The sequence below is a fragment of the Polaribacter marinus genome, assembly GCF_022662535.1.
In the GTDB taxonomy this organism is placed as follows: domain Bacteria; phylum Bacteroidota; class Bacteroidia; order Flavobacteriales; family Flavobacteriaceae; genus Polaribacter; species Polaribacter marinus.
In genome coordinates this window covers 25322-35014 of record NZ_JAKQYM010000014.1, presented here as the reverse complement: position 1 = coordinate 35014, position 9693 = coordinate 25322, and the positions used below count along the sequence as shown (strand labels likewise).

General features: G+C 30.7%; 10 protein-coding genes. 5 read left to right on the top strand and 5 right to left on the bottom strand.

The features are described from left to right. Positions 1-305: 305 nt before the first annotated feature. The 5 genes from MC378_RS14080 to MC378_RS14060 form a co-directional block, all read right to left on the bottom strand. Positions 306-914 (bottom strand): hypothetical protein, encoded by a 609-nt coding sequence (locus MC378_RS14080; protein ID WP_242179413.1) that lies wholly within the window; start codon positions 912-914, stop codon positions 306-308. A gap of 333 nt (positions 915-1247) precedes the next feature. Then, a complete protein-coding gene (locus tag MC378_RS14075; RefSeq protein WP_242179412.1) occupies positions 1248-1772 on the bottom strand; it encodes a hypothetical protein in 525 nt (174 codons plus the stop codon). 1524 nt (positions 1773-3296) lie between these two features. After that, the gene (locus MC378_RS14070) at positions 3297-4241 is read right to left on the bottom strand and encodes a HipA domain-containing protein (protein WP_242179411.1); all 945 of its coding nucleotides are present in this window, start codon (positions 4239-4241) and stop codon (positions 3297-3299) included. Continuing rightward, positions 4231-4566 carry a HipA N-terminal domain-containing protein gene (locus MC378_RS14065; protein WP_242179410.1) on the bottom strand — a complete coding sequence of 112 codons (336 nt, stop codon included), beginning with the start codon at positions 4564-4566 and terminating at the stop codon, positions 4231-4233. Before MC378_RS14065 ends, MC378_RS14070 begins: the two co-directional genes overlap by 11 nt. Then, a complete protein-coding gene (locus MC378_RS14060) occupies positions 4553-4771 on the bottom strand; it encodes a helix-turn-helix domain-containing protein (RefSeq protein WP_242179409.1) in 219 nt (72 codons plus the stop codon). Before MC378_RS14060 ends, MC378_RS14065 begins: the two co-directional genes overlap by 14 nt. A 973-nt stretch (positions 4772-5744) precedes the next feature. Between MC378_RS14060 and MC378_RS14055 the strand changes: the two genes are divergently transcribed. The 5 genes from MC378_RS14055 to MC378_RS14035 all read left to right on the top strand — a co-directional run bounded on the left by MC378_RS14055 (position 5745) and on the right by MC378_RS14035 (position 9637). Then, positions 5745-6110 (top strand): DUF2493 domain-containing protein, encoded by a 366-nt coding sequence (locus MC378_RS14055; protein WP_242179408.1) that lies wholly within the window; start codon positions 5745-5747, stop codon positions 6108-6110. 370 nt (positions 6111-6480) lie between these two features. Beyond that, positions 6481-6972: a hypothetical protein gene (locus tag MC378_RS14050; RefSeq protein ID WP_242179407.1), complete on the top strand. Its 492-nt coding sequence runs from the start codon at positions 6481-6483 to the stop codon at positions 6970-6972. Positions 6973-6986: 14 nt separating this feature from the next. Then, positions 6987-7595, top strand: a complete 609-nt coding sequence (locus MC378_RS14045; RefSeq protein WP_242179406.1) for a hypothetical protein — start codon at positions 6987-6989, stop codon at positions 7593-7595. A gap of 2 nt (positions 7596-7597) precedes the next feature. Further along, the gene (locus MC378_RS14040; RefSeq protein ID WP_242179405.1) at positions 7598-7837 is read left to right on the top strand and encodes a hypothetical protein; all 240 of its coding nucleotides are present in this window, start codon (positions 7598-7600) and stop codon (positions 7835-7837) included. A 1005-nt stretch (positions 7838-8842) separates the two neighbouring features. Further along, positions 8843-9637, top strand: coding sequence for a cation efflux transmembrane domain-containing protein (locus MC378_RS14035; protein WP_242179404.1), 795 nt, complete (start codon positions 8843-8845; stop codon positions 9635-9637). Positions 9638-9693 lie beyond the last annotated feature (56 nt).

Below are 9693 nucleotides of genomic sequence, written 5' to 3'. Positions count from 1 at the left end.
AAATCTGACCATTTAAGATTTGGTCAACGACTAAAAGTTTGGTTTCTAAAGTTGCTTTTTGATAGCTTTTTTTTAGCCAGTGTTCATTTTGTGTTTTCATAAGTGACTATAATTAAGTGTTTAATTTTTAGTCAACCTATTTCAGGAAAGTACATTGGTCAAATGTTTGGTAACGTGTTTGTATATGGTTTGTTGCGTGGTTTAGCACGTAATTTAGCAAATAAAAACTGAATAGAAAATCCGCGAGGATTTTCGTAAGTAGGCTAGAACTAGCAATAAATTATATACGGTGTTCTACGCAGTTTTTATAACTGATAAAATTGTTTAATAAATCCATTCTTGTCAATTCGTATTACAAAACTATCTCCATTAAAAACTATTGGATTTTCATAATTCCGAAGATAATCTGTCATTAAATCTTTCCTTTCCAATTGGTGATGGACACTATTTTCCAGAAAATGATTTTCAATGTTTTCTTTGTCATATTTTATTAGTGTTTTTAAAAGAGTCCAAATTTCGTTCGGTTCATAATCGAAAAATGTCTGTCGTTTCTTTTTTCCGTCTGCAAATTTGGTTTCTTCTATGTGTCTAATAAAGATATGTATAAGTCTTTCATAAGTCAAAACAATTGGAATGAACCAATCCATAAGTGTTATGTCGGTAAATTCCCTTGTCAGAATTAATAGAGTTCGATAAAATTCAGAGTTTTTAGGACTTATTGATTCTATTTCACTTCTGTCAATTTTAGTTTGACGAATTTCTTTTTTTATAAACTTTTTTCGTTCAACTAACATTTTTTTCATTTCTACAAGATGAAATTCCTTGTCAGTTTTTGAAACTTCTTCATCGTTGTTAATTTGAAAGTTTATTAGTTGAAATTTTATTTCGGGTTTAAGTTCAGTTCCGTTTAGCATTATTTCAGGATACCGTTCCAATTTAGCGTGTCTTATCAAAAGAGCACAGTAGCAATAAAAGTCAAATATTGGAAAAGTATATCCTTCATCGATTATACGATTATATCTCCAAAGTAATAATCTTTCGGATGCTATTGGTTCATAGCTCGATTCAATTCGTATTAAGTTTGGTACTGTTTTTTTCAAATTGCGTAGAACGTTGTTTTGTATGGAAAGTTGCGTTTTAAATGAACGGCATTTTTCCGCAGGAAAAATAGAGTTTATTAAAAATGCAACAAACTTTGATTAAGCCAAATTAAGCAATTTTTTATACAAGGTGTTGGCAACTGTATTTTATTGTTTCCGATTGTGAAATTTAGTTAGAATTTCTTTTTTTTCTAATTCTGAAAATCCAAAATCAGTTATTAATTCAGCCGAAAATGGTTCAATTCTATTATCAATCATTAATACATTCTGAATTAAATATTCTCCAATTCCCATTTTCATTCCTGTACAACCAGAATCATAATAAACTGAATATATTGTATCATTAATTGCATTTTCAATTAGCTCTTTTTTATTCTTAAATTCTTTTTTTCTTAATAATCCTTCGTAAGCAATTGCCTTCATATTTCCGTTTGGAAATTCCGTAAGTTTCATAAGTTCAGATTCAGTTGCGTTTTTCATTATCCATTTCCTACTTTCTATTTCTTCAGGAATTGCTTTTCCATTTCCTCCAATTCCACTCGAAATATTCCGAATTTCATAAACACTAATTGAATCTTTAATATTTCGTTCTATACCGCTCCAACTAAATTCCCAACTTTTTTCATAACCAGAAGTTAAAACAACAATAAATCCAATTCCGACTATTGTCAAAATTGGTAGTATAATCGAAAGTTTATTCCGTTTGTTATTTTTCCTACGGTTGATTTTCATATAGTTGCCAACTCCTTATATCTAACCAAATATATTGCTTTTTGATTAAAATTTTCGGAATAATAAAACAAACTCAATCATTTAGATATAAAATGCAAGTGGTTCACTCCCCAAAACCCAAAACCGGGCAGAACGTTAAGAAAAACATCCTGTGGATGTTTTTAGTGAATGAGCCAGCTGGCGTAGTGGGCTTAAAAAAAAACCTCTGTCTTTCGGGTTGTATAGTTTATCCTAAACGTAGTCGAAGTATCAAAGTATTCCTAACCTCAACTCTTTGTTTGTTTCATTTCGCTAACAAATCTATTTTTAACACAAAAATCAAGGACTAAAACTATAAAGCATAGTTCCATCCCCACGGTCATTAAGAGTTCAGCGAAACAATCTCATATTAGCTAACAACAATCTCACATTAGAAACAACAATCTCACAAACAAGTTACCATCTCCACTGTCATAGAATCTGGCAGGCGAGCGTCAATCAATTGAAGCGAACGTAAAAAGAAAAACTGTCTGAGCAAAGCGAGTTTTTTTCTTTTAGAGAGCAAAAGTGAAATTGACCGCCGAAGATTCAAGACTAGATTTTTGATTCTTTTCATCAATAGAAAAGAATAAGACACAAAGAAAAGAGGGGCTTGGTTTTTAGTTTCATCCCCACGGTCATTAAGAGTTCAGCGAAACAATCTCACATTAGCAACAACAATCTCACAACCAAGTTACCATCTCCATTGTCATAGAATCTGGCAGGCGAGTGTCAATCCATTGAAGCGAACGTAAAAAGAAAAACTGTCTGAGCAAATCGAGTTTTTTTCTTTTAGAGAGCAAAAGTATAATTGACCGCCGAAGATTCAAGACTAGATTTTTGATGAAGCCAGTGCTGAACTTGTTTCAGTATCCATCAATGGAAAAGAATAAGAAACAAAGAAAGGAGGGGCTTGATTTTTAGTCCCATCCCCACTGTCATTAAGAGCTCATCGAAACAATCTCACATTAGCAACAACAATCTCACAAACAAGTTACCATCTCCACTGTCATAGAATCTGGCAGGCGAGCGTCAATCAATTGAAGCGAACGTAAAAAGAAAAACTGTCTGAGCAAAGCGAGTTTTTTTCTTTTAGAGAGCAAAAGTGAAATTGACCGCCGAAGATTCAAGACTAGATTTTTGATTCTTTTCATCAATGGAAAAGAATAAGAAACAAAGAAAAGAAAGCCTTGGATTTGTCCACTTTCCCCACCACCCTTTCAAAGGAGTAGGTTCCAGCAATTGGCAATGTTTGCCATGTGTCTGCGGTAAGTACATTACATTCTCAAAACCCTTTCAGGGAATTGTTCATTACATATACCCACCTCAACACCGCACATAAAAAAAGAGTATTTTTTCCAAAATACCCTTTATTTATTTTTTCCATTTCTCAAACATCACCAATTACCTCCACCTACGCAGGTTGAGTCTGAAAGTTAGTTTCAATTATTCAATGCGTTGATATCTATTTTCTAAAACAGTTTTGTAAGCTGTTTTCATTTCATCAGATAAAAAAGAAACGTTTATAAGTTGTATGGCTTTAGATTTATTTTTTAGCATACGTTTAAAAACACCTTTAATTTGTTTGTCTGTTAAATCTAAAAGTTGTCCTAGTTTTTCAAAATGTTTCTTTTCTAACGTTCTCTTTTTTCCTGCTAGTGTAAGTGCTAATTCTTCTGTGTCTTCTGGTAAAACAATGCTAACATTTAACAAATCATATGCAGGTGCCAAAACCCATCCAGAAACACTTTCTATCAAAGAAAAATTCTTCAAATGCATATCATTATTTCCTGTTAAAAAACTGAATAAACTTAATTCAAAAAAGTAGATTTTATCAAGTAAAGTATTCGTAGAATATTGACCAATGGCTTTGCCTACTTTTTCCATAGAGCCTTTGTATTTATCATAGGCTTCAGTAACCTGAAATAAATCCAACATATGTGTTTTTTCTCCTTCAGAGGTTCTATCAACTCTTTTCGTAATATAAGCGAGCTCTCCAGAGGCAAGACGTATCAAACTAGAAGGAACAAAGTTCAGACCAAAGGCTTCTGCAATACGCATCGTCAAATGCTCATTTTCTGGCATTTCTCTAAATTGTGATGTAGGTGGTTTAAAAATATAATGTCCTCCCAAAGCTCCAACTACGGTAAGTCTAAGGGGTTCTTTAGTTTCTGAATCTTTTACTAAAGACATAGATAGTTTTGGTTGTACTCCGGGTACTGCAATACTTCTTTCTACAACATGTTGCGCGAGTGCCCCCATATCTTCAAGACTGTACGGAATCTTTGGTACTTCTTTGGTTCCAAAGAATGCTAGCGCGCATTTTTCATGAAAATCCGTTTCGTTAGTCAATGCTTTGTAACAATACAGGCAGTTATTTTTAGGCTTCATCGTTTTCTTTTATAGGTACAACACTAACAGCTCCAATACAATTTTGACAACAGGCTAACAATAACCCCATTCTGTCATTGGCTTTTATTTTCCAATTTTTGGTAGCGATTTCTAACAACCATCCTTCTGGTATTAGTCCTTCAAAAAAAGGAAACAATCGATCTGATGTATAGGGTTCAATCCTTACAGGCATACTAAATGTGATAAATTGTTTAGAGTATTGGGTTACATATGAAGCATCATATGTAAAGACATAATCTCCCTCTGCAGTTTCTATAATACTACCAGCCAGTGTATCTTTATAATATACATTACCTTGTCTCATCGTCTATGTTTTTTCTTTCTACAGGTGCCAATTCATGACCAAACATGGCTAAAACCAAATTCACTTTTTCTAAGTTTAAATTGGTTTTACCTTGTTCTATTTTCCTTACTACAGTTAAAGCAACACCTGCACGTTCTGCAAACTCCTCTTGTGTTAGATGCACTTCTTTTCTGCGTTTTTTTACAAACTCTGATAATAACTTCATTATATGCTTTTAAATATAAATATAAGCAAATATACTAATTTATATGTTTTTAGATATAATTTAATAAAATAATGTTATTTTATATGCTTTTAAATATAATATATGCATGAAAAAGGGAGCGTTTATAAGAACAAGGGTAGTTTTTAATGAAATTTACCTTCGTTTTTAATATAAGGGTAATGAATACGCCTAAATGAATGCATTTAAGAGTTAGAATAAAATAAAAAGACAGCAAATATAAGTGCCCTCGCAGTGCTGAACTTGTTTCAGCATCTCATGATCCAAAATAAAAATAGAACAAAATCAAAATTTTGTCAATATTACCCCACCGCTTTTAGGCTATAAAGGTCAAGCCCTTCGGGTTTTGAATAAAACTTTTTTCACAAACCTCTTCCTTTTTCTTATAACATACAAACTCAAAAAACTTTTACCCAAAAACCTTGACAGCCTTTTCCCAGGCACTTTCAGAGAGCACATCTTTTTCTTCTTTTTTCCAAAAAAATAATGTGGCGAAATGGAGTGAAACGGAATTCGCGAACTCCATTGAGTAAAAACAAAAAATAGTGAGCAAACGAAGCGAAGCATAATTTTAAATTGGATAACTATGTCAACTTTTCAAATCAAAACCCACAAACCAGGAAGCACATTAGCAACCATTTCACAACTCAAAATCGCTTTACTAAGATTTTAAATGGCGAAGCTATACTAAACTAAAACGGATCCACTATTAAAGAAAATCTCAAAACGACCTATTTTATTTTAGGTAAGAATTCAATTTTTGTGGAATTCCGAGAACCCAAAGAGCTTGCGGTCTGGGTTCGAAAATGGAATAAAAAGTAGAATTCAAGTAAAATAAAAGTGAGTCTTGATTTTTTGTTTCGTTTTTTATCAAGAAAAAATGAAAAGAAATAAAACCCAAAATGTCATTGCGCGGACGAAGGACGTGGCAATCTCATAATTAAACAACCAACATATGAAACTCATCATAGCAGGAAGCAGAAACTTCACCAATTACCAAAAACTAAAAACAGTGTGTAACCAGTTCCTTCAGAACCAAACGGATATCGAAATTGTATCAGGAGCACACTACAAAGGAGCCGACAAACTAGGCGAGCAATACGCAAAAGAAAAAGAATATCCAGTAACAAAATTTCCTGCAAATTGGAACCGATACGGAAAAGCAGCAGGTCCCAAAAGAAACCTGCAAATGGTCAATTATGCAGATGCGTTAATAGCCTTTTGGGACGGAAAAAGCAGAGGTACTCTCAACACCATTAAACTCGCAAAACAAAAAGGACTCACAATCAAAATTATTCATTTTAATAAGAATATGTTATGATTTAATAAAATATAGTATGTTTTATTATTGATTTCATCTATTTTGTGTGAAAAAATCGCAAAATAACTTTATTTAGTATAAATTTGTACCTGAAAAAAATTGCAATTTCAAACAACATAATAAACACATAATAACTTTATCCGGTTGATGATATAATATAAACCAAGGGATGGTTATGGTACATGGAGTTTTTTGGGTTACAAAAATGAATCCAAGAACTAAAATAAAAAAGTGCTGTTATCCCTTAAAATAATCCCAAAAAGAAATATATGGGATTGCATATAACCAGTTGGCAACAATATAAAGAGATAATAAAAAGAATAGATAGTGAATGAAAAGAATATGGAAATAGAGAAATAAGGAATTGAAAATGAAAACAATTAAATATATCATCTACACAATATCCGTAATTATAATTTATGGATGTATAGCTCACTTTACACCTTTTTATTCGGAACATTTGAAAAATTGGTATTATGACTTAATTGATTGGGGTTTTAATAGCGAATGGTATATGACAATATTATTATATTTTACAATAGTAATATCTTATATAATTCTGTTTTTAATTTTGAGTTTAATTTCTTCATTGATTGTAACTTCACTTCGAATAATTGAAAATAAATTAGCTATAAATGACAAATACAATGACACATTAATTAAAATCAATAAAACAGTTGCTATAATTGGAATTATAGGGTTTACAGTTAATTATTGGGGTTTAATGTATTTATTATATAAAAAATTTATGTTTTGGTATTTGGTAGGAGATTTAATATTCTATTTTATGATTGTTTTTATTATGAATTCGATTTCAAAACTTCTAAATCAATATTTTGTGGAAAGAACAATTATTAAATAAATTCAAAATATATTATGGAAAAAGAAATAGATAGAGAAATATTTAATTCACGAAAAAGATATTTTGAAATAGAGAAAGAGCAAAGTGACAAATATTATTCGTTTCTAAAACATTTAATAACATCGTCAACAGGTTTAATAACTGCAATAGTAATTTTTACCAATATAAATGAATATAATTACATAAACGAAATATTTAGAATTGTTACTATCTTATCACTCGGACTTGGAATCCTTTTTTGCGCAGTTCTTCTATATGGCGAAATAAATACATTAAATCAGCTTCGTTTGAATCTCGGAGAACATACAAATAAATTGTCGGTTGAGAGAAAGTTAAATATTCCTTTTGTACAAGCTCGAAAAAAGGAAATCTACTTAAAAATTGAGAAATTTTGTTTTTCATTTTACGGAATATTTATAATATCATTAATTGGTTTTGGAATAACCTTAATAAATAGTGAACAAAAAAAGTCAATGGAAGAAAAACTATTACTACAAATATCATCCGAAAGAAATGAACTAAATGATAATTATCAAAAGCAGTTGAACGATAAGAACACTTTAATACTTGAATTAAAACACGAAATAGATTCTTTAAAAACATTAAAATTAAAAGTTAAATAAATATGAAAACTAAACTAATAGCAGTAACAGTAAGAAATACAATTAGCGATGATTCTAAAAATTGTGAAATAAAAGAATTAAACGAAATAACAGAGTATTTAAAAGAAAACAAATGGAATATTGATAAATCTGAAACAAAAATAGTTGAAAGTAATAATTCGTTTTTCACAATACTATATACATTAAATAAGAAAGGAATTAGAGACGAGAATGTTGAAACCGTTACAAATCTCCAGATTTAATAGTAATTGAAATATAGAAACAAATCCCTAAAAATCTGAATTTACTTATGGTTTTAAATAGATAATGGTCTCCATCTTCTGTATATCTCCAAATATTTTCAGTTGTTTTTTTGAAAGGAACGAATTTTGACATCACAATTAAATTTAAAGATTAAACTAATCGTGTTAACGAAGGAATTATATGACAATAGTTAAAATACTGTTGCCAACACCGTATAAAATTAATTGCTACTAATAGCTTATCTAAAATAGACATAGCTTATCGTGTAGATGTTGAACTAATTAATTATTCTATTTTTACTTAATTAGCAACTAATGTTATACAAACACGTTGCCAAAAACTGGTGAATCGAGCCGAATACAAGTCGTTTAGTAAAATATAATTTTGGCTTTTTTTTAGTTTGTAAATCTGAAATCTGAAAAAAGTTAAACACTCTCTCGCGAATTAAAATTTTGAAAAATCGGAGCGTTTACTAAATTTTACAAAAAAGGAATTTACTCAAACGCTGAAATTAAGATTGCGGAGAAATCACTCAAATGTGAATTTCTAAACTTTGCGGAATTCAGCAAAATGCGGAACAAAAACTGTGCGGAATTTTCTCTAAAACAAAGTTTAGTAAGGCTGAGAATTTTCTAAAAATTAAATTAAGTGAAAATTATTGTCGGAATTAAGCACGTGAGAAAACACTCAAAAGCTGAAGACCAAAATTGCGGAATTTTTACTCAGAATTTAATTTATCAAGTTTACGGAATTGGAAATGCATGAAAAATAGAAATTACTAGTTGTAAATTAAAAATAACGTGAATATTAAACGAAATATGGAAATGGAAATAAAATAACGCATTTGGCAACATCTTGTATAAAAAATTGCTAAATTTGGCTTAATCAAGGTTTGTTGCATTTCTATCAACTCCTATTTTCCTTCGGAAAATAGCCGTCGACTTAAAACGCAACTTTCCATACAAAAACACGTTGTGGTTAATGTCGAAAAACCAAGAAACTAAATGAATAAAACAATATTTGAGATTACTAAAATGGACTGTCCTTCAGAGGAAAATCTAATCAGAATGAAATTGGACGGAATTTCAAGTATTGCGAATTTGGACTTTGACATTCCCAACCGAAAATTGACCGTTTTTCACATCGGAGAAACTGACCAAATTGAAAAATCAGTTCTTGAACTAAATTTAGGCGGAAAGAAAATATCGACTGAACAAACCGATCAAACAGAATTTAATGAAAATGCAAACCAAAAAAAACTACTCTGGTCTGTACTTGCCATAAATTTTGCGTTTTTCATAATTGAAATGACAACAGGAATAATCTCAAAATCAATGGGATTGGTTGCCGACAGTTTAGATATGCTTGCGGACAGTTTCGTTTACGGAATTAGCTTGTTTGCGGTTGGCGGAACAGTAATAAAGAAAAAACGGATTGCCAAACTTGCTGGATATTTTCAAATAACACTTGCAATTATTGGATTTGTAGAAGTTTTAAGGAGATTTTTCGGAGACGAGAAATTACCCAACTTTTCGACAATGATTATAGTTTCAATTTTCGCACTTATTGCAAACGGAATTTGTCTTTACATTTTACAAAAATCAAAAAGTAAAGAAGAGGCACATATGAAAGCAAGTATGATTTTCACATCAAACGATGTGATTATAAATTTAGGAGTAATAACAGCTGGACTTTTGGTAAACTGGTTGAGTTCAAGCAAACCTGATTTGATTATCGGAACAATAGTTTTTGTTTTGGTAATTCAAGGAGCTTTTAGAATTTTAAAATTGAGCAAATAAATAAAAAACACTAACCACAACAATGGCTATAAGTAATTGCTTGTTCTCGCCTACTT

What these genes read in the sequence shown, in the direction of transcription:
- MC378_RS14045 (WP_242179406.1), top strand. Translation starts at nt 6,987, where the DNA reads ATGGAAAAAGAAATAGATAGAGAAATATTTAATTCACGAAAAAGATAT.
- MC378_RS14040 (WP_242179405.1), top strand. Translation starts at nt 7,598, where the DNA reads ATGAAAACTAAACTAATAGCAGTAACAGTAAGAAATACAATTAGCGAT.
- MC378_RS14060 (WP_242179409.1), bottom strand. Translation starts at nt 4,771, where the DNA reads ATGAAGTTATTATCAGAGTTTGTAAAAAAACGCAGAAAAGAAGTGCAT.
- MC378_RS14080 (WP_242179413.1), bottom strand. Translation starts at nt 914, where the DNA reads ATGCTAAACGGAACTGAACTTAAACCCGAAATAAAATTTCAACTAATA.
- MC378_RS14055 (WP_242179408.1), top strand. Translation starts at nt 5,745, where the DNA reads ATGAAACTCATCATAGCAGGAAGCAGAAACTTCACCAATTACCAAAAA.
- MC378_RS14070 (WP_242179411.1), bottom strand. Translation starts at nt 4,241, where the DNA reads ATGAAGCCTAAAAATAACTGCCTGTATTGTTACAAAGCATTGACTAAC.
- MC378_RS14065 (WP_242179410.1), bottom strand. Translation starts at nt 4,566, where the DNA reads ATGAGACAAGGTAATGTATATTATAAAGATACACTGGCTGGTAGTATT.
- MC378_RS14035 (WP_242179404.1), top strand. Translation starts at nt 8,843, where the DNA reads ATGAATAAAACAATATTTGAGATTACTAAAATGGACTGTCCTTCAGAG.
- MC378_RS14050 (WP_242179407.1), top strand. Translation starts at nt 6,481, where the DNA reads ATGAAAACAATTAAATATATCATCTACACAATATCCGTAATTATAATT.